Annotated in this window: 22 protein-coding genes; 14 read left to right on the top strand and 8 right to left on the bottom strand. The window is 69.9% G+C overall.

The annotated features are described in order from the left end of the window. The first annotated feature begins 304 nt into the window (after positions 1-304). The 4 genes from ACFQUV_RS08335 to btsR all read left to right on the top strand — a co-directional run bounded on the left by ACFQUV_RS08335 (position 305) and on the right by btsR (position 5738). On the top strand, positions 305-1549 hold the full coding sequence (locus ACFQUV_RS08335; RefSeq protein ID WP_207211377.1) for an HAAAP family serine/threonine permease: 1245 nt from the start codon (positions 305-307) through the stop codon (positions 1547-1549). A 75-nt stretch (positions 1550-1624) separates the two neighbouring features. Next, the gene (locus ACFQUV_RS08330) at positions 1625-3037 is read left to right on the top strand and encodes an L-serine ammonia-lyase (protein ID WP_129607957.1); all 1413 of its coding nucleotides are present in this window, start codon (positions 1625-1627) and stop codon (positions 3035-3037) included. A 281-nt stretch (positions 3038-3318) separates the two neighbouring features. Further along, positions 3319-5034, top strand: a complete 1716-nt coding sequence (locus ACFQUV_RS08325) for a sensor histidine kinase (protein WP_129607956.1) — start codon at positions 3319-3321, stop codon at positions 5032-5034. Further along, entirely contained in the window at positions 5019-5738 is a 720-nt protein-coding gene (gene btsR / locus ACFQUV_RS08320) for a two-component system response regulator BtsR (RefSeq protein WP_129607955.1), read from the top strand. Before ACFQUV_RS08325 ends, btsR begins: the two co-directional genes overlap by 16 nt. Positions 5739-5821: 83 nt before the next feature. Here the strand turns inward: btsR and ACFQUV_RS08315 are convergent, their stop codons facing one another. Next, entirely contained in the window at positions 5822-6793 is a 972-nt protein-coding gene (locus ACFQUV_RS08315) for a tripartite tricarboxylate transporter substrate-binding protein (RefSeq protein ID WP_129607954.1), read from the bottom strand. Between the two features lie 224 nt (positions 6794-7017). On the opposite strand from ACFQUV_RS08315, the gene ACFQUV_RS08310 reads away from it, so the two are divergent. Beyond that, positions 7018-8109 (top strand): isocitrate/isopropylmalate dehydrogenase family protein, encoded by a 1092-nt coding sequence (locus tag ACFQUV_RS08310; protein ID WP_129607953.1) that lies wholly within the window; start codon positions 7018-7020, stop codon positions 8107-8109. Positions 8110-8381: 272 nt separating this feature from the next. After that, a complete protein-coding gene (locus tag ACFQUV_RS08305; RefSeq protein WP_129607952.1) occupies positions 8382-9788 on the top strand; it encodes an L-serine ammonia-lyase in 1407 nt (468 codons plus the stop codon). A gap of 163 nt (positions 9789-9951) precedes the next feature. On the opposite strand, the gene ACFQUV_RS08300 is transcribed toward ACFQUV_RS08305, so the two are convergent. The 3 genes from ACFQUV_RS08300 to rplM form a co-directional block, all read right to left on the bottom strand. Beyond that, positions 9952-10161, bottom strand: a complete 210-nt coding sequence (locus ACFQUV_RS08300; protein ID WP_129607951.1) for a hypothetical protein — start codon at positions 10159-10161, stop codon at positions 9952-9954. A 160-nt stretch (positions 10162-10321) separates the two neighbouring features. Continuing rightward, positions 10322-10801 carry a 30S ribosomal protein S9 gene (gene rpsI, locus ACFQUV_RS08295; RefSeq protein WP_111385642.1) on the bottom strand — a complete coding sequence of 160 codons (480 nt, stop codon included), beginning with the start codon at positions 10799-10801 and terminating at the stop codon, positions 10322-10324. A 2-nt stretch (positions 10802-10803) separates the two neighbouring features. After that, positions 10804-11268 carry a 50S ribosomal protein L13 gene (rplM, locus tag ACFQUV_RS08290; protein ID WP_129607950.1) on the bottom strand — a complete coding sequence of 155 codons (465 nt, stop codon included), beginning with the start codon at positions 11266-11268 and terminating at the stop codon, positions 10804-10806. Between the two features lie 375 nt (positions 11269-11643). Between rplM and ACFQUV_RS08285 the strand changes: the two genes are divergently transcribed. From ACFQUV_RS08285 to ACFQUV_RS08265, 5 genes are all read left to right on the top strand, one after another. Next, complete coding sequence (locus ACFQUV_RS08285; RefSeq protein ID WP_129607949.1) at positions 11644-12492, top strand: enoyl-CoA hydratase; 849 nt, start codon at positions 11644-11646, stop codon at positions 12490-12492. Continuing rightward, on the top strand, positions 12489-12788 hold the full coding sequence (locus ACFQUV_RS08280) for a hypothetical protein (protein WP_378394554.1): 300 nt from the start codon (positions 12489-12491) through the stop codon (positions 12786-12788). The genes ACFQUV_RS08285 and ACFQUV_RS08280 overlap by 4 nt, the downstream gene beginning before the upstream one ends. Positions 12789-13033: 245 nt before the next feature. Beyond that, the gene (locus ACFQUV_RS08275; RefSeq protein ID WP_111385124.1) at positions 13034-13309 is read left to right on the top strand and encodes a cysteine rich repeat-containing protein; all 276 of its coding nucleotides are present in this window, start codon (positions 13034-13036) and stop codon (positions 13307-13309) included. A 73-nt stretch (positions 13310-13382) separates the two neighbouring features. Further along, on the top strand, positions 13383-13961 hold the full coding sequence (locus ACFQUV_RS08270; protein ID WP_129609604.1) for a CoA-binding protein: 579 nt from the start codon (positions 13383-13385) through the stop codon (positions 13959-13961). A 158-nt stretch (positions 13962-14119) separates the two neighbouring features. Continuing rightward, entirely contained in the window at positions 14120-15400 is a 1281-nt protein-coding gene (locus tag ACFQUV_RS08265; protein ID WP_111385126.1) for an O-acetylhomoserine aminocarboxypropyltransferase, read from the top strand. A 102-nt stretch (positions 15401-15502) separates the two neighbouring features. Here the strand turns inward: ACFQUV_RS08265 and ACFQUV_RS08260 are convergent, their stop codons facing one another. Together ACFQUV_RS08260 and ACFQUV_RS08255 are read right to left on the bottom strand one after the other, a co-directional pair. Beyond that, entirely contained in the window at positions 15503-15874 is a 372-nt protein-coding gene (locus ACFQUV_RS08260) for a DUF5615 family PIN-like protein (protein WP_129609603.1), read from the bottom strand. A gap of 6 nt (positions 15875-15880) precedes the next feature. Next, positions 15881-16102: a DUF433 domain-containing protein gene (locus ACFQUV_RS08255; protein ID WP_111385128.1), complete on the bottom strand. Its 222-nt coding sequence runs from the start codon at positions 16100-16102 to the stop codon at positions 15881-15883. A gap of 192 nt (positions 16103-16294) precedes the next feature. Here ACFQUV_RS08255 and ACFQUV_RS08250 point away from each other — a divergent pair, with 192 nt between their 5' ends. Further along, entirely contained in the window at positions 16295-17914 is a 1620-nt protein-coding gene (locus ACFQUV_RS08250; protein ID WP_165363982.1) for an NADase-type glycan-binding domain-containing protein, read from the top strand. 28 nt (positions 17915-17942) lie between these two features. On the opposite strand, the gene ACFQUV_RS08245 is transcribed toward ACFQUV_RS08250, so the two are convergent. After that, positions 17943-19022 (bottom strand): COX15/CtaA family protein, encoded by a 1080-nt coding sequence (locus ACFQUV_RS08245; RefSeq protein ID WP_129609601.1) that lies wholly within the window; start codon positions 19020-19022, stop codon positions 17943-17945. Positions 19023-19348: 326 nt separating this feature from the next. Between ACFQUV_RS08245 and ACFQUV_RS08240 the strand changes: the two genes are divergently transcribed. Next, positions 19349-19564: a DUF2842 domain-containing protein gene (locus tag ACFQUV_RS08240; RefSeq protein WP_129609600.1), complete on the top strand. Its 216-nt coding sequence runs from the start codon at positions 19349-19351 to the stop codon at positions 19562-19564. A 12-nt stretch (positions 19565-19576) separates the two neighbouring features. Here ACFQUV_RS08240 and ACFQUV_RS08235 read toward each other — a convergent pair whose 3' ends face one another. Beyond that, on the bottom strand, positions 19577-20638 hold the full coding sequence (locus ACFQUV_RS08235) for a polysaccharide deacetylase family protein (protein WP_129609599.1): 1062 nt from the start codon (positions 20636-20638) through the stop codon (positions 19577-19579). A 227-nt stretch (positions 20639-20865) separates the two neighbouring features. Between ACFQUV_RS08235 and ACFQUV_RS08230 the strand changes: the two genes are divergently transcribed. Beyond that, positions 20866-22095, top strand: a complete 1230-nt coding sequence (locus tag ACFQUV_RS08230; protein ID WP_165363981.1) for a GNAT family N-acetyltransferase — start codon at positions 20866-20868, stop codon at positions 22093-22095. Positions 22096-22100: the final 5 nt, after the last annotated feature.

Here is a 22100-nt window from a genome sequence, read left to right as displayed (position 1 = left end):
GCGAGCCGCACGCTCGCCGCCACGCGAGTACCGCCCCACGAGCACCGCCACCCGAGCGCCGGGCCATCGCCGCGACCGAGCCGTGATTCGGCCGAATCCGCTCCACCGGCCGGGTGACGGCGCGATCGCGCCTTTCGGGGGCTCGTGCGGCCGCCGCTCGGCGGCCCGATCGACCGCTCGCACCGCTATGTCGCCGCTCCGGAGATACCCCACCACCGACCGGAACCGCCTCGCTAGCGTCCTCCCGATCTCGCCGTCACAGGAGGATGTTGCGATGAGTTTCGAAACGATTGCAGACGTTGGCTTGCGGCGCGCATCGGCGCCGACCTGGAGCCGGCACGACACCACCTGGGTGCTCGGGCTGTTCGCCACCGCGATCGGCGCCGGCTCGCTGTTCCTGCCGATCAACGCCGGCATCGGCGGCATCTGGCCGCTGCTGATCATGGCCGTGCTGGCGTTCCCGATGACCTACCTGGCCCACCGCGGCCTCATCCGCTTCGTGCTGTCGTCGTCGAAGCCGGGCAGCGACATCACCGAGGTGGTCGGCGAGCATTTCGGCGTCACCGCCGGCAAGCTGATCACGTTGCTGTACTTCTTCACCATCCTGCCGATCCTGCTGCTCTACGGCGTCGGGCTGACCAACACGGTCGAAGCCCTGATGATCAACCAGATCGGCATGGCGCCGCCGCCCCGCGCCCTGCTGGCGCTCGTGCTGACCGCCGGACTGTTCGCCGTCGTCATGCTCGGCGAGCGGATGGTGGTGCAGGTGATGGGCTGGATGGTCTATCCCTTCATCGCCGTTCTGATCGGCTTCGCGCTCTATCTGGTGCCGCAATGGAACGGCGCCGTCTTCCACGATGCGTCGCCCGCGAACTTCAGCCTGACGCTGTGGCTGAGCATTCCGGTGCTGGTCTTCTCCTTCAACCACTCCCCGGTGATCTCGCGCTTCGCCGTCGCCCAGCACGAGCACTACGGCCCCGATGCCGAGCCCAAGGCGAGCCGCATCGAGAAATATGCCGCGCTGCTGATGGTCGTGGTCGTCATGTTCTTCGTCTTCAGCTGCGTCTTCGCGCTGTCGCCGGCCGAGATGGGCGCCGCCAAGGCTCAGAACGTCTCCATCCTGTCGTTCCTCGGCAACAAGTTCGACAATCCGTTCATGGCCTACCTGGCTCCCACGGTCGCCTTCGTAGCCATGGCCAAGAGCTTCCTCGGCCACTATCTGGGCGCCCGCGAAGGTCTCAACGGCCTGATCAGCCAGCAGCTCGCCGGCCATGGCAAGACCGCCCCGACTCGCCTGCTCAACGCCATCAGCGCGGCCTTCATGTTCGCCGCCGTCTGGATCGTCGCCACGCTCAACCCGAGCATCCTGGGCATGATCGAGTCGCTCTGCGGCCCGGTGATCGCCGCGCTGCTGTTCATCATGCCGATGTACGCGATCAACAAGGTCCCGGCGATGCGCAAGTACGCCGGCCGGCCGAGCAACGTGCTCGTCCTCTTCCTCGGCGCCGTGGCGATCTCGGCGATCTTCTACTCCCTGCTCAGCCTCTGAGACCCGCATCGCACGGCCTTCCGATCACCGATCGGGAGGCCGCGCAGACCCCAGCTCCGGAAAGGAACTTCGGTCATGATCAGCATGTTCGATCTCTACAAGGTCGGGATCGGCCCATCGAGCTCGCACACCATCGGTCCGATGAAGGCGGCCAATCGCTTCGTCGACGAGCTCACCCGCAGCAGCGTGCTCGCCGACGTCACCGCGCTCGACATCGACGTCTACGGCTCGCTGGCGCTGACCGGGCGAGGCCATCTCACCGACGTCGCGCTCATTCTCGGCATCATGGGCGAGCGGCCCGAGACGGTCGCGGTCGACGCCATCGCGGGTCTCGTCCAGAAGGTCCGCAACACCCGGCGGCTGCGCCTCGGCGGCGCCGACGGCCCGGAGATCGGCTTTCCGGAGCAGGCGCTGACGTTCCACCGCTCCAACCTGCCGCGGCACGAGAACGGACTGCGGCTGCGCGCCTTCGCGGGCGATCGGCTGCTGCTGGAGAAGTGCTACTACTCGATCGGCGGCGGCTTCATCATCGAGGATGGCGAGCAGCCCGCCGGCGCCCTCGCGTCGCCCGTGCCGTACCCCTATGCGACCGCGGCCGAGCTGCTGGCGCATTGCCGGCGCACCGGCCTCTCGCTGTCCGGGCTCGTGCTGAAGAACGAGCTCGCCCTGCATACCGAGCAGGAAATTTACGCCTACTTCGCCGATGTCTGGCTCAAGATGCGCCAGTGCATGGACCGCGGCATGAAGACCGAGGGCGTGCTTCCGGGGCCGTTCCGAGTGCCGCGGCGGGCGGCGGCGCTGCGCCGGCGCCTGGTCTCGTCGGAAGCGCTGAGCCGCGATCCGATGAACGTCATCGACTGGGTCAACATGTTCGCGCTGGCGGTCTCGGAGGAGAACGCCGCCGGCGGGCGGGTGGTGACGGCGCCCACCAACGGAGCCTGCGGCATCGTGCCGGCGGTGCTGGCCTACTACAATCATTTCGTGAAGACCGTCGACGACGACGCCTGCCTTCGCTTCTTCATGGCATCGGCCGCCATCGGAGCGCTGTTCAAGATGAACGCCTCGATCTCCGGCGCCGAGGTCGGCTGCCAGGGCGAGGTCGGCGTCGCCTGCTCGATGGCGGCGGCGGGCCTCGCCGAGCTGTTGGGCGCCACGCCCGAGCAGGTGTGCATCGCGGCCGAGGTGGCGATGGAGCACAATCTCGGCCTCACCTGCGATCCGGTCGGCGGCCAGGTGCAGATCCCCTGCGTCGAGCGCAACGCCATGGGCGCCATCAAGGCCATCAATGCGGCCCGCATGGCGCTCAGCCGGGTGAGCCAGCCGCTGGTGCCGCTCGACAAGGTCATCGAGGTGATGTTTGAGATCGGCAAGGACATGAGCCCCAAGTACCGCGAGACCTCGTGCGGCGGCCTGGCGCTCAAGATCGCTCCTCCGCCCGGTGCCGACGAGGCCGAGCCGGCGGTGGAGGCCGTCCGTTGGGCTCCGTGAGCCGGAGCGTGTGCCAGGCGCGTGTGCAACGCGCACGCGCGGCGGGTCCTTGCAGCGCGTGCGGGCCGGTGCGCCTCCGATCGGCCCGCGCGTGATGCGCAGGCGCGCCGGGAGCCGATCGTCCACCACCCGGATTCGGAGCGCGATGCGCGCTCGAAGCCGCTATGATCGAGCCGCTATGATCGAGCCGCCATGAGACCACGAGGCGTCGGCATCGCCGCGCCTCCTGGCGACCACCGTCGGCCGCAGGCCGAGCGGCCGCCGATTCGATGGACGCCCCGATGAACTTGCAGGCGATCACCGCCTTGTCGCTCGCACTTCTGCAACAGATGGCCATCTACCTGGCCGTCGCCTATCTGCTCAGCCGCACCCGCCTCTTCATACCGCTGACGCGCGCCACGGTCCGCTGGCCGCATCGGATCGCCTGCTACGTCATCTTCTCGCTGTTCTGCATCATGGGGACGCTGCTCGGCCTCCCGGTCGTCAGCGCCAATGCGATCGCCAACACGCCGGCCATCGGCGCGGTCATCGGCGGGTTGCTCGGCGGCCCATGGGTCGGGCTGGCGGTCGGGATCACCGGCGGCCTCCACCGCTACCAGCTCGGCGGCTCCTTCGCGCTTCCCGCCGCCCTCGACATCATCGCCCAGGGTCTGCTCGGCGGCTTCACCCACCGCTACCTGATCCGCTCCGGCCAGGTCCGGATGCTGTTCAGCCCGCTGCTGGCCGCCACGGTCACCTTCATCGGCGTGGTGATCGAGCTCGGCATCGATCTGGCGCTCGCCCGCCCGTTCGACGAAGCGCTGCACATCGTCTCGCTGATCGCCCTGCCGATGCTGATCGCCAACACCCTGGGCGCCGCCGTCTTCATGGAGATCCTCAACGATCGGCGCGATCGGATCGAGCATCAGTCGCGCGCCTTCTCGGCCAAGGCCCTCGAGATCGCCGCGCACGCCGACGGCGTCTTGCGGCACGGGTTCGATCAAGAGAACAGCATGCGGGTCGCCCGCATCCTGTACGATCAGACCGGCGTCGGCGCGGTGGCCATCACCGACTGCGAGAAGATTCTCGCCTTCATCGGAATTGGCGACGACCACCACCTGCCGGGTACGTCGATCACCTCGCCCCACACCCATGCCGCCATCGCCAACAACGAGGTGTTCTTCGCCGACGGCAACGAGGTGCCGTATCAGTGCTCGATCGATCCGCACTGCCGTCTCGGCTCGTCGCTGGTCATCCCGCTCGCCGGCGAGGACGGGCGGGTGATCGGCACCATCAAGCTCTACGAGCCCAAGACGCGCCTGTTCTCCACCATCAACCGGACGCTCGGAGAAGGGATCGCCAAGCTCCTGTCCAGCCAGATCCTGGCAGGCCGCTACGAGCGGCAGAAGAGCCTGCTGCTGCAATCGGAGCTGAAATTGCTGCAAGCGCAGATCAACCCCCACTTCCTGTTCAACGCGCTCAACACCATCCTGTCGGTCACCCACGACGATGTGGGCAAGGCGCGCGAGCTGATCCGCGACCTGTCGACCTATCTGCGCAAGAACCTCAAGCGACCGACCGAGGACGTGACCCTGTTCGAGGAGATCGACCACATCCGAGCCTATCTCGGCATCCAGCTCGCCCGCTTCTCGGATCGCCTCACCGTCGACATCGACATCCCGGACGACCTGATGTCGGTGCGCGTGCCGGCCTTCACGCTGCAACCGCTCGTCGAGAACGCCATCAAGCACGGCACCTCGCAGATGCTGACAGCCGGCCACATCGCCATCCGGGCGCGGCGGCAGGACGATTGCCTCGTGCTGGAGGTCGAGGACAACGCCGGTCTGTACGAGCCCAAGCCGGTGCGCGACGGCCTCGGCATGAACATCGTCGATCGGCGCATCAAGAACCGCTACGGCGAATCCCACGGCGTGACCATGACCAGCCTGCCCGGCCGGTCGACGCTGGCCACCGTCCGTGTTCCCATGGAGACCGTGCTCCAATGTTCACCGTCCTGATCGTCGACGACGAGCCACACGCCCGTCAGGAGCTGCGCCGGGCGCTGAGCGAGGCCCCGGACATCCGCATCGAGGGCGAATGCGGCAACGCCATCGAGGCGTTGGCGATGATCGCTCGCAACAAGCCGGATGTCGTCTTCCTCGACATTCAGATGCCGCAGATCACCGGCATCGAGATGCTGGGCCTGCTCGACCACGCGACCATGCCGTATGTCGTCTTCGTCACCGCCTTCGACGACTATGCGGTGCAGGCGTTCGAGAAGAACGCCTTCGATTACCTCCTGAAGCCGGTGACGCACGACCGCCTGGAGCTGACCCTCGACCGGCTGCGCCACAATCGCCGCGCGCAGGACTTCAGCGTGCTGTCGGAGGCGACCCGGCTGCGCCAGATCCCGTGCTTCGGCCAGCACATGGTCTTCCTGCTGAAGATCGATCAGGTCGAATATGTCGAGTCGCGCGCCGCCGGGATCTATGTCGTCGATCTGGATGGCGAGGAGCGCCCGACCGACGTCCCCCTCAACGTGCTCCAGCAGCGGACCCCGCTGCTGCGCTGTCACCGCCAGTTCCTGATCAATGTCGATCAGGTGCAGAAGCTGCGTTACGTCGACAGCGGCCTGGCCGAGTTCGTCACCCGGCGCGGCCGCCCGATCCCGATCAGCCGCCGCCTGCTGCCATCCATCAAGGAGCGGCTCGGAATCGTCTAGAGCGGAGTCCGATCCGGCCGGATCGAACTCCGCTCATAGAGTCCTTGCGTCGCCGCATCGTCCCTGGCTCGCCGGGAAATGCTCTAGTCGATCTTGACGTTGGCCTTGGTGATGACGTCGGCCCAGCGCTTGACGTCGGTCTCGACCAGCGACTTCAGGAACGACCGCGAGCGCTGATCGCGCGGCGGCACGATCGCGCCGAGATCGGTCAGCCGCTTGACGACGTTCGGATTGTCGAGCGCCTTGACGAGCGCCTGGTTGAGGCGGTCGGCGATCTCGACCGGCGTGCCGGCCGGCGCGAAGAGCGCCGTCCAGGCGTCGACCTGATAGGCCGGCAGGCCCGCTTCGACGGTGGTCGCCACCTTGGGCAGCACGTTCGAGCGCGACGGCGCCGCAGTCGCGATCGCCTTGATGGTTCCGCCCTCGACCTGCGGCGCCACGGTGAGAACCTGGTCGCACGAGTAGTCGATCTGTCCGGCCATCAGGTCGTTCATCAGCGGAGCGTTGCCCCGATAGGCCACCTCGGTGGGCTTCGCCTCCAGCAGGCTGGCGAGCAGCAGGCAGGTGAGATGCGCATTCGAGCCGATGCCGTTGTGGCCGACCTTGACCCGCTCGCCGTTGTCCTTGAGGTACTTGATGAAGTCCTTCAGGTTGTCGGCCGCGAGATCCTTGCGGGCGAAGACGACGATCGGGGCCGAGGCGGCGAGGCCGATCGGCAGGAAGTCCGAGCGCGGATCGTAGCGGACCTTGGAGTACAGCGAGTAGGCCGAGGCGTGGGTGCCCATGTGGCCGGCCAGGATGGTGTAGCCGTCGGCGCCCGACCGCATCACCCGGATCGAGCCCGTGGTGCCGCCGGCGCCGGCGACGTTCTCGATGATGATGCGCTGGCCGAGATCCTCCGACATGCCGTCGGCGACGATGCGGGCGATCACATCGGTCGATCCCCCGGGCGCGAACGGCACCACCATGGTGACGAACCGGGTCGGAAACGGCTCCGCCACGGCCGAGCCGCATGCGAGCGCCATGAAGACCGCGAGGCCGAGTAGCTTCCTCATTGTGGTTCCTCACGTTATGAATTGTGGGTGGGGTTTCCTCCGAGCCTCGACATCATGGGCGCCTCGGAATCCCGGTGAAATCCCGTTTCGGAACGGCCAACATCGCGAACCGCGATGGCTGCGGCTGCATCCCCCATGTCACCGTCGGGTTCCCGTCGGCCTCGGAATCCGGTCGGCCCCGTCTGGCCGCCCGCCTCCCCTTCCGCGCCCCAGGAGTCTCTCCCATGAGCCCGCTCCAGTTCGACATCGCGGTGTTGCCGGGCGACGGCATCGGGGCCGAGATCACCGCGCCCGCGGTCGAGCTGGTGAAAGAGGCGGGCCGCCAGGCCGGCCTCGATCTCCGCTTCGAGACGCTGGAGGCCGGCGCCGGGCTCTATGCCCGCACCGGCACTGCCTTTCCGGAGGAGAACTTCCAGCGCGCCGCCGCGGCGGACGCGATCTATCTCTGCGCCATGGGCCTGCCGGACGTCCGCTATCCGGACGGCACCGAGGTCGGCCCGCAGCACGACCTGCGCAAGCGCCTGAACCTCTATGCCGGGGTGCGGCCGTGCCGGACGATGCCGGGCGTGCCCTCGCCGCTCGCCGATCCGCGCGCCGCCACCATCGACTTCGTCATCGTGCGCGAATCGACCGAGGGCCTGTTCGCGTTTCCGCGCGGCCACGACCTCGACGACGAGGAGTATGCCCACAATCTGCTGCGCGTCTCCCGCACCGTCTGCGACAAGCTGTTCGATTTCGCCTTCCGGCTCGCCCGCCGGCGGCACCGGCAGGGCGCCGGCAAGAACCTCGTCACCCACGTCGACAAGGCCAACGTGCTGTCGTCGCAGCACCGGGCGCGGCAGTGGTTCGACGCCGTGGCGGCGCGCCATCCGGACGTCCGGGCGGCGCATCAGTATGTCGACTTCTGCGCCTTCGAGATGGTGCGGCGGCCGTGGATGCTCGACGTGATGCCGACCGAGAACCAGTACGGCGACATCCTGTCGGATCTCGCCTCGGCCCTGATGGGCGGCATGGGCATGGCGCCCTCGGCCGACATCGGCGACCGCCATGCCGTGTTCCAGCCCTGCCACGGCACCGCTCCCGATATCGCCGGCCAGGGCAAGGCCAACCCGACCGCCATGATCCTGTCGGGCGCCATGATGCTCGACTATCTCGGCGACAAGGCGAACCAGCCGGCCGCCTGCGCGGCCGCCGCCACGCTCACCCGCGCCGTCGAGGCGGCCTATGCGGACGGTACGCTGCGGCCGATGGAGCTCGGCGGCTCCTCCGGTACCCGCGACATCGTCGACGCCGTCGGCCGCCGGCTCGCCGGCTGATCGGCGCATCGGCGATCGGACCCGCGCAAGTCGCAGGCCGGTGCTCCCTCTCGCCAGGATCGGCCTTGCTCCGGCCGCGTCGGCACAACCGGCATGTGCGCCGCCGTCTGGCTCGTCGGCGCGATCGCCCCTAATATCGCGCCGCATCGGGCCTCGCGGCGAACCGGCGACCGCCACGGGCGCAGGCCCCGCGTCATTCCCACGCGCCGCGCGTCGGCCCGCCCGGTCGCGGATCGGGACGCCGCCCCCAACCGCCAGGAACATCCTCCGCCATGATCAGCATGTTCGACCTCTACAAGGTCGGGATCGGGCCCTCGAGCTCGCATACGATCGGCCCGATGAAGGCGGCCAACCGCTTCCTCGCCGCCTTGGCCGAGCGTGCGCTTCTCGCCCACGTCACCGCGCTCCGCATCGACATTCACGGCTCCCTGGCCCTCACCGGACGGGGCCATCTCACCGACGTCGCCCTCATCCTCGGCGTCATGGGCGAGCGGCCCGAGAGCGTCGACGTCGACGCGATTCCGAGCCTCGTTCAGGCCGTCCGCGACACCGGCCGGCTGCGGCTCGGCGCCGGCGGCCCCGAGATCGACTTTCCCGACGACGCCCTGACCTTCGATCCCACCAACCTGCCGCGGCACGAGAACGGGCTCGTGCTCCGGGCGCTGGCGGGCGACCGCGTGCTGCTGGAGAAGCGGTATTATTCAGTGGGCGGCGGCTTCGTCGTGGAGGACGGCGAGGCGGCGTCCGACGCCAGCGGCGGGACGGTCTCCTACCCCTACACGACGGCCACCGAGATGCTGGCGCAGTGCCGGCGCACCGGCCTGTCCCTCTCCGGGCTGGTGCTCAAGAACGAGCTGTGCCTGCACACCGAGACGGAGATCAAGGCGTACTTCGCCGATATCTGGCTCAAGATGCGCCAGTGCATGGAGCGCGGCATGCGGACCGAGGGGGTCCTGCCCGGGCCGTTTCGCGTGCCCCGGCGAGCCGCGGCGTTGCACCGCCGCCTCGCCTCCTCGGAGGCGTTGAGCCGCGACCCCATGAACATCATCGACTGGGTCAACGTGTTCGCGCTGGCCGTATCGGAGGAGAACGCCGCCGGCGGGCGGGTGGTGACGGCGCCCACCAACGGCGCCTGCGGCATCGTGCCGGCGGTGCTGGCCTACTACGACCAGTTCATCAAGCCGCTCGATGACGAGGCGTGCCTTCGCTACTTCCTGGCCTCGGCCGCCATCGGGGCCCTGTTCAAGAGGAACGCCTCGATTTCCGGCGCCGAGGTCGGCTGCCAGGGCGAGGTCGGGGTCGCCTGCTCGATGGCGGCGGCAGGCCTCGCCGAGCTCTTGGGAGCGGCGCCCGAACAGGTGTGCACGGCGGCCGAGGTGGCGATGGAGCACAATCTCGGCCTCACCTGCGATCCGGTCGGCGGCCAGGTGCAGATTCCCTGCATCGAGCGCAACGCCATGGGGGCCGTCAAGGCGATCAACGCCACCCGCATGGCGCTCGCCCGCGCCAGCGAGCCGCTGGTGCCGCTCGACAAGGTCATCGAGGCGATGTTCGAGATCGGCAAGGACATGAGCCCCAAGTACCGCGAGACCTCGTGCGGCGGCCTGGCCCTGAAGGTCGCCCCGCCCCTCACGGACGACGCCGGAGATGTGCTCGAAGCGGTCCGCTGGACGCCCTGATCCGAGAGCCGGCCGATCAATTCGGCGGTCGCTCCGGGGCAGCGTGCAGCGCCGAACCCGAAAGGACGCCACCGATCACCCGGAAACAGTGTCAGGTGGGGACGGCTCGGACGCAGCCGCACCGTCCACCACGCACGCCGTTCCCCGCGCCGCCCCGCGCCCGCTATTTCGGGGAGGCTTTCGCGTCTGCCAGCCGCTCCACCGCCACGGTCAACCGCTCGAGCAATTGAGTGATCTTTCCGAGCTGATAGGCCGAATACTCGGCCGCGTGCATGTAGACGAGCTTTTCGTCGATCTTCACCACGCTGGTGCGGATCGACATGAATTCTTGATTCGCGGCGGCCTGGAACCGTTGCTGGTCGTCGTCGCTCATGCGCACCTCTCCCGTGCATCGGTGAACGCCATCGATGCTACCAGAGGTGGCGGCTTCGCCAAGCCCGATATCCGGGCAGGAGCGCAATCTCGCCGTGCAATCCGCAAAAAACAGAGGGGCCCGCAGGCCCCTCTGTCCGACCATCGCGCCTGGCGCGAGATCAACGCTTCGAGAACTGGAACGACCGGCGGGCCTTGGCGCGGCCGTACTTCTTGCGCTCGACCACGCGCGAGTCGCGGGTCAGGAAGCCGCCGCGCTTGAGCACGCCGCGCAGGTCCGGCTCGTAGTGGGTCAGCGCCTTGGAGATGCCGTGGCGCACCGCACCCGCCTGGCCCGACAGGCCGCCGCCCGACACCGTGCAGTTGATGTCGTACTGGCCCGAGCGGTTGGAGCTGACCAGCGGCTGCTGGATCAGCATGCGCAGCACCGGACGCGCGAAGTAGCCTTCGACGTCCTTGCCGTTGATGACGATCTTGCCCGAGCCGGGCTTGATCCAGACGCGGGCGACCGCGTCCTTGCGCTTGCCGGTGGCGTAGGCGCGGCCCTGCTTGTCGAGCTTCTGCTCGTACTTCGGCGCCTCGGAGGTGACGGCCGTCTTCAGGGCCGAGAGATCTTCCAGCGACTGCATGGTCTCGGCCATGATCACGCGCTCCTCGCGTTCTTGCGGTTCATCGCCGCGATGTCGAGCTTCTCCGGGGTCTGGGCGGCGTGCGGATGATCCGGACCACGGTAGACGCGGAGATTGCCGAGCTGCTGACGGCCGAGCGGCCCGCGCGGGAGCATGCGCTGCACCGCCTTCTCGACGATGCGCTCGGGGAAGCGGCCTTCCAGGATCGAGCGCGCCGAACGCTCCTTGATGCCGCCGATGAAGCCGGTGTGGTGGTAGTACACCTTCTGCTGCACCTTGCGGCCGGTGAAGACCACCTTCTCGGCGTTGACGATGATGACGTTGTCACCGCAGTCGACATGGGGCGTGTAGGTCGGCTTGTGCTTGCCGCGCAGCCGCATCGCGACGATCGCGGCGAGCCGGCCCACGACGAGACCGCTGGCGTCGATCATCACCCACTTCTTGTCGACCTCGGCAGGCTTGGCCGAATAGCTCTTCATGGCGTCCTGATCCGAATCCGAATGCTGGGGAACCCGGCGGGCGCCACCGGGGCCCACCACCGTGCGGCGCTTCTAGCCTGGGGGCGGCTTCGGCGTCAACTGGCCGACACTAGAATTCAACCTTATGTGTCAGGGACTTAAAAATATGGTGTTTTGATACCAGTCGACAAGTCCACTGCCGGACTGGCCGTCGGGTGCCCGGCACCATGGCTGTACGGAATCACCGCCGCCGCGCGTAGCCCACCGCTCGCGGCGCGGTGCGGTTGTCGGCGGCGACCCGGGCCGACTACCATCGTCGATCCGAATGCCGTCGGCCGCGTTGACGTCGCGGCGGCGAAGCTCGGCCGACTGCCGCCGACCACTGTGGACAACCGCATGCCCCTCACCACGTCTGCGTTCACCGACCCCGCTCTCGCGAACCGAACATCCGCATCCGCTCCGATCGTGCGGCGCGAGGACCACGACCGCGTCGCCCTGGTGGTGCTCGACCGGCCGAAGAGCCGCAATGCCCTGTCGGACGCGATGCTGGCGGCGCTGGCCGAGACCTTCTCGGGGCTGGCCGAGGAGCGCCGCATCCGCGCCGTGGTGCTGGCCGCCGAAGGGCCGGTGTTCTGCGCCGGGCACGACCTCAAGGAGATGACGGCGCACCGTACCGATCCGGACCGCGGCCGCGCCTATTTCGCCGATCTGCTGGGGCGCTGCGCCGCTGTCATGCAGGCGGTGGTGAACCTGCCCCAGCCGGTGATCGCCGCCGTCAACGGTACCGCCACGGCGGCCGGCTGCCAGCTCGTCGCGAGCTGCGATCTCGCGATCGCCGCGGCGAACGCCCGCTTCTGCACCCCGGGCGTCGACATCGGCCTGTTCTGCTCGACCCCGATGGTGGCGCTGTCGCGCAACGTGGCGCCCAAGCACGCGATGGCGATGCTGCTGACCGGCGACATGGTCGACGCCGCCGAGGCGGCCCGCATCGGGCTCGTCAACCGGGTGGTCGAGCCCGGCCGCGAGCGCCCCGAGGCGCTGGTGCTGGCCGAGCGGATCGCCGCCAAGTCGGCGGTGGCGATCCGTCACGGCAAGCGGGCGTTCTACCGCCAGCGTGAACTTCCGCTGGCCGACGCCTACCACTATGCGGCCACCGTGATGACCGAGAACATGATGGCGCGCGACGCCGAGGAGGGCATCGACGCCTTCATCGGCAAGCGCCGCCCCACCTGGGAGGACCAATGACCCCACCGACCCCGTCGCCGGCCGCCGCTGCGGCCGCCCCGACCGGCCTCGCCGCGATCGCCGCCCGGCTCGGTCTCCGGCTCGACCGCGGCGCCCTCGTTCGCATGGTGGCGGCCGGCTCCGCCTGGGGGCTCGTCGTGTCGCTCGGCCTCACGGCGGCGCGCGCCTGGAGCTGCGGCACCATCTGTCCCGACGCCGCCGCTCTCGACGCCGTGGTCACCGCCGGGCTCGGCATCGTCACGGTCGGCCCGCTCGCCGCCTTAAGCCGCCGTCCCGATCGCGCCCCCACCACCTGACGGCACACTGGCGAGCCGGCAACCGTCGGAGCGACCATGACCGACCGCCAACCCGGCTTTGCCACGCTCGCCGTTCATGCCGGCGCCCAGCCCGACCCGACCACCGGCGCGCGGGCGACGCCGATCTACCAGACCACGTCCTACGTCTGTCGCGTANGGGGGCGCCCCCCCCCCCCCCCGGCGCGCGCGCGCCCCCCCCCCCGGGGGCGGCCCCCCCCCCCCCCCGCCTCCGAGGAGATCCCCGAATGCGTGCTTCCGTGTCCCGTGGCGCCGTGCTCGCCGCCTCGTTCGGCTTCGCTCTGCTGGTCGGCCTCGCTCCCCAGGCTGCTCACGCCCAGTCGGCGCAGGATCAGCAGGCGTGCCAGTTCGACGCCCAGACCTTCTGCCAGGAGGCGATCCCGGACCACAGCCGGGTCTATCGCTGCCTGAAGCGCAACCAGTCGCGCATCAGCCCCGCCTGCCGGGCCGCCATCAACAAGGGCAAGGCGCCGCGCCGCGGCCGCCCGGGCGCCGCCTACTGAGACGGACGGCGCGGCCAGCACGGCCGGTGCGCCGGCCGTGACCGCGCGGGCCCGGATCTGATATCGGTTCGGCATGACCCACGACAGCTATCCGGACGCCTATATCCGCGGCATCCTCGCGACCTGCCGCACCATCGCGATGGTGGGCGCCTCGGCCAAGGACAACCGGCCGAGCTACTTCGCCTTCAAATACCTGCTGGAGCGCGGCTACCGGATGATCCCGGTGAACCCGGGACTGGCCGGCGGCCAGATCCTCGGCCAGACCGTCCACGCCCGCCTCACCGACATTCCCGAGCCCGTCGACATGGTCGACGTGTTCCGCGCCGCCTCGGCGGTGCCGGCCGTGCTCGACGAGGTGCTGACGATGACGCCCCGCCCGGCGGTGCTGTGGCTCCAGCTCGGCGTGCGCGACGCGGCGAGCGCCGCCCGCGCCGAGAGCCACGGCATCAAGGTGGTGATGGATCGCTGCCCGAAGATCGAGTACGGCCGCCTCTCCTCCGAGATCGGCTGGATGGGGGTCAACTCGCGCACCCTGTCGTCACGCCGCCCGCCGATGCCGGTGCGCGGCGTGCAGCGGCTGTCGCTCGATCGGGTGACGCTGGCGGGCGGCACCGTCGCGGGCCGCCCGCGCGAGGATGAAACCGGCGCATGAGGCACGCGCCGCGGCAGGATTTTCCGGCGCGGCGCCGGCGCGGCGGATAGGATTGCTTCGTCGCGGCGCGCCTTGACGGCGGTCCGCCGTGGGCTACACCGGAACCTCTGTTTTCCGCCGCCTGCTGTCTTCCGCCGCCTGCCAGTCACGGAGCGACCATGACCGACCGCCAACCCGGCTTTGCCACGCTCGCCGTTCATGCCGGCGCCCAGCCCGACCCGACCACCGGCGCGCGGGCGACGCCGATCTACCAGACCACGTCCTACGTGTTCGAGAGCGTCGACCACGCGGCCTCGCTGTTCGGTCTCCAGGCGTTCGGCAACATCTACACGCGCATCACCAACCCGACCAATGCGGTGCTGGAGGAGCGCGTCGCCGCGCTCGAAGGCGGCACCGCGGCACTCGCCGTCGCCTCGGGTCATGCCGCCCAGATGCTGGTGATGCATGCCCTGATGATGCCGGGCGACGAGTTCGTCGCCTCGAAGAAGCTCTATGGCGGCTCGATCAACCAGTTCAACCATTCGTACAAGAGCTTCGGCTGGAACGTCGTGTGGGCCGACCCGGACGACCTCCAGAGCTTCGAGCGCGCGGTGTCGCCGAAGACCAAGGCGATCTTCGTCGAGTCCATCGCCAATCCGGGCGGCGTCATCACCGACCTCGCGGCGATCGCCCAGATCGCCCGCCGCGCCGGCGTGCCGCTGATCGTCGACAACACCCTGGCGACGCCCTATCTGTGCCGGCCGTTCGAGCACGGCGCCGACATCGTCGTCCACTCGGCCACCAAGTTCCTCGGCGGCCACGGCAACTCGATCGGCGGCCTCATCGTCGACGGCGGCACCTTCAACTGGTCGCGCGAGCGGCGCTACCCGATGCTGTGCGAGCCGCGCCCCGAATACAACGGCATGGTGCTGCACGAGACGTTCGGCAACTTCGCCTTCGCGATCGCCTGCCGGGTGCTCGGCCTGCGCGATCTCGGCCCGGCGCTGTCGCCGTTCAACGCCTTCCTGATCCTCACCGGCATCGAGACGCTGCCGCTGCGCATGCAGCGCCATTGCGACAACGCGCTGGCGGTGGCCGAGTGGTTGTCGAAGCACCCGAAGGTGGCGTGGGTGAGCTATCCGGGCCTGCCCGGCGATCGTTATCACGCGCTCGCCAAGACCTACGTGCCGAAGGGCGCCGGCGCCGTGTTCACGTTCGGGCTCGCGGGCGGCTACGACGCCGGCGTCAAGCTCGTCTCCAACGTCAAGCTGTTCTCGCACCTCGCCAACATCGGCGACACGAGGTCGCTGGTCATTCACCCGGCCTCGACCACCCACCGGCAGCTCTCCGACGACCAGAAGGTGCAGGCCGGCGCCGGGCCGGACGTGGTGCGGCTGTCGATCGGCATCGAGGACAAGGACGACATCATCGCGGATCTGGAGCAGGCGCTGGCGGAGTAGGCTCCCGGCTCGCGTGCGTGCGCGGCGGAACGAGACTGATACCGAGGCTCATACCAAGGCGGGGCTCATACCGAGCCGAGGCTATCCGAGATGGACCGCCGGTCAGGGCCGACGGTCCATCCCGCCGAGAGGACGGGATCGGATTCGAGTCTCGTCCACCACCGTGTAGCGGCCGAGCATTCGGTCCCCGAGTCGCTCGATGGCCACGGCGAGGCGAGGCCATTTGGCGAGCCGCCGAGCCGGCTCGATCCGCAGCAGAACCAGACCCGGCACCTCCTTGCGCTGACGAAACACGAGATCGCCGAAATCCTTGTCCTCCGTCAGCAGCAGCCGGCCCTGACCGCTGGCGAGAGCCAGGACGGCGGCATCGGACGCCCCCGGAGCGTGGTCGGCGATGTCGAGCACATCGTGGTGGGCGGCCCGCAGATGCTCCACGATGGCGGCATCGACGCACTCGTCGACCAGCCATCGCATCGCAAGTCACCCGAACACGACGTCTTCGTCGGCCAGATAGTCGGCCGCGAACGCCTGGGCGGCCTGGATATCCTCGGGTGTCAGACGGGGATGGTCGGCGATGATCGTCTCGGTCGAGAGGCCGGCCCCGAGCTTGCGCAGAATCGTCTCGATCGGGACCCGTGTGCCGCGGATCACCGGCTTGCCACCCATGACGGCTGGGTCGATGTCGATCCGAGGATGTCTCATCGAGACCATTCTAGCAGGCGAACCGCAGGATGCGGAAGCGGCCCGGCCGACCCGAGCGACGGCCTCCCCGCCGCGCCGGAACCGTCGTACACTCGCGCGGCCCTTTCGCCGGATGCTCCCGGAGTCTCCATGCTGCACCGATGGACGTCGCACCGGGGAAACGCCCGCGTGGTCGCAATGGTTGCGGTCGCGATGGTTGCGGTCGCGCTCCTCCTCGTCGTGCCGGCCACCGCCCCGGCCCACGCCGGCGACCGTGTCGCGCTGGTGATCGGCAATGGCGCCTACCGCCACGCCACCCCCCTCCCCAATCCGCCGAACGATGCCGCCGATGTGGCCGCCATGCTGCGGCGCATCGGCTTCACGGTGATCGAGGGCCGCGATCTCGACAAGCATGGCCTGGAGGACAAGATCCGCGCCTTCGGCCGCGCCCTCGACCAGTCCCGGGTGGCCCTGTTCTTCTACGCCGGCCACGGCCTCCAGGTGTCGGGCAAGAACTATCTGGTGCCGATCGACGCCCGGCTCGAGCGGCCCGGCGATCTCTCCTTCGAGACCGTCGAGGTCGGCCAGGTCCTCGGCCAGATGGAGGCGGACGCGCGGGTGAACCTGGTGTTCCTCGATGCCTGTCGGGACAACCCGCTGGCGCGCTCGCTGGCCCGCTCGCTCGGCACCCGCTCGGCGGCGGTCGGCACCGGCCTCGCCTCGATCCAGAGCGCGGTCGGCACCCTGATCGCCTACGCGACCCAGCCCGACAACGTCGCCCTCGACGGCAGTGGCCGCAACAGCCCGTTCACCACGGCGCTGCTGAAGCACGTCCCCACCCCGGGGCTGGATATCGCCGTGCTGATGCGGCGCATCCGTGCCGACGTGGTCGCCGAGACCCGTTCCCGCCAGGTGCCGTGGGACCATTCCTCGCTGATCGGCGACGTCGTGCTGGTGCCGGCCGCGACCACGGCGCCGCCGCCCACCCCGCCGGTCGCCGGGCTGCCGGTGCAGCCGGCTCCGTCGTCGACCGCCCGCAGCCAGGACGCCGAGATCGCCTACTGGAACTCGGTCAAGGACAGCGGCGACGTCGCCCAGCTCCGCAGCTATGTGGCGGCGTTCCCGGGCGGCACCTTCGTGGCGCTCGCCGAGCTGCGCATCCGCGAGATCGAGAACCGCACCCCGTCGCCACGCCCGGCCGGCGACGGCCGTATCCAGGCGGGTGTGCAGACCGGCGTGCAGCCGGGCGCGCCGAGCGCCGTCCAGCCGGGCGTCCAGGCTGGTGTCAAGGCCGGCGTCCAACCCGGCGTCCAAGTCGGCGTCCGCGCCGAGCCGGGCGGCGGCCCGGCCAGGCCGTCGTCGCCGCGCGAAGACTGCGCTCGCTTCGGCAGCGCGGCCGGCACCGATCTCTACTGCGCCAGCTCGGTGCTGGCCCCGCAGCTCGGCAACTCCTACGGGGTGCGCAACCTGTTCGCCGGCGATCCCGGCGCCGCCTGGGTCGAGGGCGCGGCGGGAGACGGCACCGGCGAATGGGTGACCATCGCGTTCGACGGCGAGCGGCTGGTCCGCCAGATCATCGTGCACAACGGCTACCAGAAGAGTTCCGACCTGTTCGTCAAGAACGGCCGGGTGGCGCGGCTGCGCCTGGTCTTCTCGTCGGGCGAGACGCGCAGCTTCACGCTCCAGGACCGGCTCGGCCCGCAGCCCCTGGTGCTCGACCGCCCGGTGCGCGCCCACTGGGTCCAGGTGGTGATCGACGGCACCTATCGCGGCACCCACTACACCGACACGGCGATCTCCAAGCTCGCCGTCGTCTCCGACCGGCTGCCCTGACGCAACGGAAGGCGGCTCGCGTCCGCTGTCAGCGCGCCGCCAGCACCAGATCGGGCGCCGCCGGAGCCGGCGCCGCCGCCGGCCGCGTCAACCGCTCGGCATGCAGCACCGCGAGCATCAGCACGACCAGCGCGGTCGCCTGGTGCAGCAAGGCGAGGTCGATCGGCACCCGCGCCAGGAGCGTCATCACGCCGATGGCGATCTGCACCGCAATGGCGGCCGTCACGGCGAGCGCGCCGCGCCGCACGCCCCGCTCGCAGGTCGACGCCAGCGCATCGACGAAATGCGCGAGCGCCACCAGCGCCAACGTGTAGCCCACCATCCGGTGGGTGAACTGGATGGTCAGGGCGTTCTCGAAGAAGTTCATCCACAGCGGATCGGCGAAGAACAGGTCGGCGGCGCGCGGGATCAGCCGGTCGTCGATCAGCGGCCAGGTGTTGTGGACGAGCCCGGCCCGCAGCCCGGCGACCAGCGCGCCGAAATAGATCTGCACCAGCGTGAGCCCGGCGAGCACCACGGCGCCGATGCGCAGCCGTGCCGGCACCGCGACGATGCCGCGCGCCCCCACCCGCGCCGCCGTCCACACCAGCGCGGCGAACACCAGGCAGGCCAGCGTCAGATGGAAGGCGAGCCGGTAATGCGAGACGTAGATGCGATCGGCGAGCCCAGACGACACCATCCACCATCCCACGCCGGCCTGCACGGCACCGAGCGCGAAGATCGCCGACAGGCCGACGACCAGGCCGCGGCCGAGCGCGCCGCGCCAGAGGAACCACAGAAACGGCAGCAGGAAGACGAGCCCGGTCAGCCGCGCCACGTTGCGATGGCCCCACTCCCACCAGTAGATCGTTTTGAAGTCGCCGAGCGTCATGCCGCGGTTGACGAGCTGGTACTGCGGGATCGCCTTGTACTTGTCGAACTCGGCCAGCCATCTGGCCTCGGTCAGCGGCGGCAGCGTGCCGGTGAGCGGCCGCCACTCCACGATCGACAGGCCGGACTCGGTCAGCCGGGTGGCGCCGCCGACCACGACGGTGAGGAAGACGAGCCCCGCCACCACGACGAGCCACAGGCGGAGCAGACGAACGGTGCTGTACGACACGGGACGCATCCGGGGGGTTGCCGCCGGCGATGCGCCGGCGCGGTTGCGGCCGGCGGGGTGTCGGTCGCCGGCACGGGAATGGCCGCGACGGCTCGCCACCGGCCGAGGCTCCATGACCGCCCGGCTCCAGCCCGGCGGCGGCTCGCATCGGCTGACGGCTTGCGTCGGCCGGGCCGGACCTTATAGATCGGGGCCGCCGGTCGCAATCGGCGAGCCGGCCGCGCCCGGCCGGGCCTTGGGCCCGCCTCGGAGCGGCGCAGGCGCCGCGGCGTCGGCGACGGCCATTTCCGGGACCCGCGCGCCGGCGCGCCGCGGCCCGTCACGACGGTGACGCCATGCATATCCGCTACCGCCGCCTGGTCGGCGTCTTCGCGCTCGTCGCGCTGTTCCTGGTGTGGGGCTTCCTGGCGCTCGGCGTCGGCTACTTCCTGCTCGGCTCGCCCGAATGGTGGGTCCGGATGACGTATTACGCCATCGCGGGCGCCGGCTGGCTGCCTTTCGCGATGCCCATCGTCAGCTTCATGTCGCGCCGACGCGACGAGCCAGCCTGACCCGCCACCTCCTCAGGAGGCGCGGCGCAGGCCCGACAAGGCGTTCCACAGCGCCGTTCCGGCGCCCGACACCAGCACGTCGACATAGCGGCCGCGCTGGAACTCACCGTTGATCGAGATGCGCGGCAGCGCCGTCAGGGTCTCGGCATGTTCGGGAAACAGCACGCCCGGCCGGGTGGTGACAGCGGTGCGGAAGCCGAGTTCCGCCGCCAGGGCGAACTCGCGCGGCCCCGCCGCGGTGGCGTCGCCATACGGATAGGCGAGATGGCGGGGTGCGGCGCCGAGTGCCGCCTCCAGCACGGCCCGGCCCATCTTCAGCTCGGAGCGGGCGACGCTGTCGCACGCCTTGGCCAGGATCACATGGTTGACCGTGTGGGCCCCGATGGTGACCAGCGGATCGGCGGCGAGCTCGACGATCTCGTCCCAGCTCATGCACAGGGTGTCGCAGATCGCCGCGATGTCGACGCCGTAGCGGGCGGCGAGCTCGCGCACGGTGTCGATCATCCGCGCCTCGCTCGGCATCGCCCGCAGCCAGCCATAGAGCAGCCGGAACGCCTCGGCCTTCTCGGCCGCACCGGCGCAGTCGATGCGGCAGTCGCGGCCGTCCATCTCCAGCACGATGCGGTCGTTGCCGGCGATCACGGCTTCGAGAGCCGTCCACCACAGCGCGCCGAGCCGATCCGGAAAGCTGGTCGGGACATAGATGCAGAACGGAATCCCGTGCCGCGCCAGGATCGGATGCGCCCACTCCTTGTTGTCGCGATAGCCGTCGTCGAACGTGAAGGCGACGAAGCGGCGGCCGAAGTCGCGTTCGGTGAGACGGCGATGCACCTCGTCGAGCGAGATGAAGTCGACACGATCGCGCGCCAGCCGGCCAACCACCGCCTCCAGGAACTCCGGGGTGATCTCCAGGTGCTGGTTGGGCTGGAACCCGTCGCGCCGCGCCGGGCGCACGTGGTGCAGCATCAGGATGGCGCCGACGCCGCCGACATAGCGGCGCATGAGCCGGTGGGCGCCGGTGAAGTACAGCGCCTCGAACCCGGAACGGATGATCGCTTTCTTCAACTGCTGCACGTCCTCGGTCCGTCGGCCCCGGTGCGCATCACGCTGCATGATGCGGCATTTGCCGGCGGGGCGCCAATCGGGCGCCGAGGGAACCCGGGCCGGGCACGCCGCGCGAGCCCGGCGTGCCGCGGCGGTGCGGTCCCTCGCACGCCGGCTTCCCAGGCATACCAACCCTTTGTTGATACTTCTTTGCCAGCCTGCCGGCCATGCAGGCCGAACCGGGTGGGGTGTGCCAGATGAGCGTCGTCGATCTGTCCGCGACCCCCGAGGCGGCGCCGGCCGGCCGGTCGTCCGCCGGCATCGCTGGGCCGATCGCCACGGTCGACGTCCTGGACGATCTCGCCGCCGCCGCCCCGGCCTGGCGCGAGCTGGCCGCCCACGGGGCGATCGCCACCGCGTTTCAGCGCTTCGAATGGATCGACGCCTGGCAGCGGAATGTCGGGACGCCCGAGGGCTTCCGGCCGCTGGTGGTGATCGGCCGCGACCGCGCCGGCGCGCCCGCCTTCCTGTGGCCCTTCGTCCACCGTCCCGGCGCGCTGACGGTCGCCCGCTTCCCCGGCCTCGCCCATTCGGGCCTCAACATCGGCCTGTGGCGCCGCGACGCCGCCGCCGCCCTGACGGCCGCCGATATCCTGGCCCTGCTGCGGCAGGCCGGCCGCCGCCACGGCATCGACCTGTTCCGGCTGGAGCGCCAGCCGCCGCGCTGGCGTGGGCTCGACAACCCGTTCGCCCGGCTGCCGCATCGCCCGACCGTCGACGACGTGCCGTCCCAGGCGTTCCCGGCCGAGCCGCCCGAGGAGGTGTTCAAGGCGGTGGTGAGCCGCGACATGCGCGGCCGCCTGCGCACCAAGGAGCGCAAGCTGGAGAAGCTCGCCGGCTATCGCTACCTGCGCGCCACCACGGTGGCCGACGCCGACCGCGTGCTCGATGCCTTCCTGGCCCAGAAGGCCGCCCATTTCGCCGCCCAGGGTATCCCCGACGTGTTCGCCGAGCCGGGCGTCGCGGCGTTCCTGCGCGAGAGCTGCCGGGTCGGGCTCGCCGACGGGCGGCCGGGCATCGAGCTGCACGCCATCGAGGGCGGCGGCGAGGTGATCGCCGTGATGGGCGGGGTCGCCGACGACCACCGCTTCTCCTGCATGTTCAACTCCTACACGACGAGCGAGAACGGCCGCTGGAGCCCCGGGCTGATCCTGATCACCCACATCGTGCGCGACTGCGCGGCGCGCGGCCTCGCGGGCTTCGATCTCGGTCCGGGTGCCGCGTCCTACAAGGGCTTCTTCTGCCGCGAGCCGGAGAACCTGTTCGACAGCGAGGTGGCGGTGTCGCTGCGCGGACGGCTCGCCGCGCCGCTGCTGGCCGGCCTCGCCGAGGCCCGCCGTCGCGCCAAGCAGAACGAGCGGGTGCGTGCCCTGGTGCACCGGCTGCGCCGCCTCGTCGGCGGCGAGGCGCCCGCCCGTCCCGACTGACATCC

Origin of the sequence: Rhodoplanes sp. P11 (genome assembly GCF_964266735.1) — a bacterium.
In the GTDB taxonomy this organism is placed as follows: Bacteria; Pseudomonadota; Alphaproteobacteria; order Rhizobiales; family Xanthobacteraceae; genus Rhodoplanes; species Rhodoplanes serenus.
The sequence above is the reverse complement of the archived record's forward strand: the minus strand, read 5'-3'. Positions and strand labels throughout refer to the sequence as shown.

What these genes read in the sequence shown, in the direction of transcription:
- ACFQUV_RS08330 (WP_129607957.1), top strand. Translation starts at nt 1,625, where the DNA reads ATGATCAGCATGTTCGATCTCTACAAGGTCGGGATCGGCCCATCGAGC.
- ACFQUV_RS08325 (WP_129607956.1), top strand. Translation starts at nt 3,319, where the DNA reads ATGAACTTGCAGGCGATCACCGCCTTGTCGCTCGCACTTCTGCAACAG.
- btsR (WP_129607955.1), top strand. Translation starts at nt 5,019, where the DNA reads ATGTTCACCGTCCTGATCGTCGACGACGAGCCACACGCCCGTCAGGAG.
- ACFQUV_RS08315 (WP_129607954.1), bottom strand. Translation starts at nt 6,793, where the DNA reads ATGAGGAAGCTACTCGGCCTCGCGGTCTTCATGGCGCTCGCATGCGGC.
- ACFQUV_RS08310 (WP_129607953.1), top strand. Translation starts at nt 7,018, where the DNA reads ATGAGCCCGCTCCAGTTCGACATCGCGGTGTTGCCGGGCGACGGCATC.
- ACFQUV_RS08305 (WP_129607952.1), top strand. Translation starts at nt 8,382, where the DNA reads ATGATCAGCATGTTCGACCTCTACAAGGTCGGGATCGGGCCCTCGAGC.
- ACFQUV_RS08300 (WP_129607951.1), bottom strand. Translation starts at nt 10,161, where the DNA reads ATGAGCGACGACGACCAGCAACGGTTCCAGGCCGCCGCGAATCAAGAA.
- rpsI (WP_111385642.1), bottom strand. Translation starts at nt 10,801, where the DNA reads ATGGCCGAGACCATGCAGTCGCTGGAAGATCTCTCGGCCCTGAAGACG.
- rplM (WP_129607950.1), bottom strand. Translation starts at nt 11,268, where the DNA reads ATGAAGAGCTATTCGGCCAAGCCTGCCGAGGTCGACAAGAAGTGGGTG.
- ACFQUV_RS08285 (WP_129607949.1), top strand. Translation starts at nt 11,644, where the DNA reads ATGCCCCTCACCACGTCTGCGTTCACCGACCCCGCTCTCGCGAACCGA.
- ACFQUV_RS08280 (WP_378394554.1), top strand. Translation starts at nt 12,489, where the DNA reads ATGACCCCACCGACCCCGTCGCCGGCCGCCGCTGCGGCCGCCCCGACC.
- ACFQUV_RS08275 (WP_111385124.1), top strand. Translation starts at nt 13,034, where the DNA reads ATGCGTGCTTCCGTGTCCCGTGGCGCCGTGCTCGCCGCCTCGTTCGGC.
- ACFQUV_RS08270 (WP_129609604.1), top strand. Translation starts at nt 13,383, where the DNA reads ATGACCCACGACAGCTATCCGGACGCCTATATCCGCGGCATCCTCGCG.
- ACFQUV_RS08265 (WP_111385126.1), top strand. Translation starts at nt 14,120, where the DNA reads ATGACCGACCGCCAACCCGGCTTTGCCACGCTCGCCGTTCATGCCGGC.
- ACFQUV_RS08260 (WP_129609603.1), bottom strand. Translation starts at nt 15,874, where the DNA reads ATGCGATGGCTGGTCGACGAGTGCGTCGATGCCGCCATCGTGGAGCAT.
- ACFQUV_RS08255 (WP_111385128.1), bottom strand. Translation starts at nt 16,102, where the DNA reads ATGAGACATCCTCGGATCGACATCGACCCAGCCGTCATGGGTGGCAAG.
- ACFQUV_RS08250 (WP_165363982.1), top strand. Translation starts at nt 16,295, where the DNA reads ATGGTTGCGGTCGCGCTCCTCCTCGTCGTGCCGGCCACCGCCCCGGCC.
- ACFQUV_RS08245 (WP_129609601.1), bottom strand. Translation starts at nt 19,022, where the DNA reads ATGCGTCCCGTGTCGTACAGCACCGTTCGTCTGCTCCGCCTGTGGCTC.
- ACFQUV_RS08240 (WP_129609600.1), top strand. Translation starts at nt 19,349, where the DNA reads ATGCATATCCGCTACCGCCGCCTGGTCGGCGTCTTCGCGCTCGTCGCG.
- ACFQUV_RS08230 (WP_165363981.1), top strand. Translation starts at nt 20,866, where the DNA reads ATGAGCGTCGTCGATCTGTCCGCGACCCCCGAGGCGGCGCCGGCCGGC.